Source organism: Caballeronia sp. RCC_10, from assembly GCF_041360715.1.
GTDB classification, from domain to species: Bacteria; Pseudomonadota; Gammaproteobacteria; order Burkholderiales; family Burkholderiaceae; genus Caballeronia; species Caballeronia grimmiae.
The window spans coordinates 233,762-234,868 of the sequence record NZ_JBFUPT010000010.1; the positions used below are offsets into that span (position 1 = coordinate 233,762).

1 protein-coding gene is annotated in these 1,107 nt (G+C 61.8%); it reads left to right on the forward strand.

Annotated elements, in window-relative coordinates; translation table 11 throughout:
- The coding region (locus AB6804_RS19365; protein WP_370887813.1) for a hypothetical protein at nt 1-960 on the forward strand (960 nt) is incomplete at its 5' end.
- Nucleotides 961-1,107 lie beyond the last annotated feature (147 nt).

Below are 1,107 nucleotides of genomic sequence, written 5' to 3' on the forward strand. Positions count from 1 at the left end.
CCGGGCAATTCGACCAACGGTGACGGCACGGACATCAACGGCTCGATCAACACGAGCGGTAACGGTTCGACCAACATCAGCGGTAACTCGACGAACGGCACGGGCACGGACATCGGACCGAACGCGACGATCAACACGACCGACAATGGCACGACGAACATCTCGGGCAATTCGACCGATGGCACGGGCGTGATCAACGACGGTACGATCAACACGTCGGACAACGGTACGACGAACATCTCGGGCAATTCGACGAATGGCCAGGGCGTGATCGACGATAACGCAACGTACAACACGGACGACAATGGCACGTTGAACGTGATCGATAACGGCGTCGTCATCCACACGACGGGCGGCAACGGCACCAACACCGGCGGCAATGGCACCGACACCGGCGGCAACGGCACCGACACCGGCGGCAACGGCACCGACACCGACACCGGCAACGGCACCGACACCGGCAACGGCACCCAAAGCAGCGGTTCGCACGGCGGCTCTGACGCGGGTACGGCGGCAGCGGTGGTGGGCGGTATCGGTCTGGCAGGCGGCTTGTCGTACCTGATCTACGCGAGCGAGATGCACATGTATCTGGAGGAAGTGCAGCCGCTGACGATGGAACTGGGCGACGCAGCGTTCTGGGCCGATGCAAGCATCGACGAAGTCTGGGTCGATCTGCAAACCCAGGCCGCCGATGTGAACATCGTGACCCGCTCCGGAGATCTGTCGCGTCACATGGCTTACCGTGACGGCGCTGACGGCGTGAAGCACTACGCGTATGAAGACAAGTCGTCTGACACGAAGGCCGATCTGGCGGTGAACACGCAGACGCATGAGTACTTCTATACGGAAAGCGGCGTCAAGGACGGCAAGGCGTACGTCGTCAAGTCGCACGGCTGGCTGAAGACCGGCGCGCTCAACCCGGTGCATGCCCATGCCAAGGCGAACGCCGAAGTGAAGTAAGCATCAGGCAAGAGAAAGGCGGTGCAACGCCGCCTTTCCCAGCATCAGGCAGCACCTGGCCCGGCCGCAACTGAACTGACCCCCTGAAGTTGGACAGTAAAGGCTAGGCAGCCAAGGGCTGAGTCCTGTATTGCACGGGACTCAGCC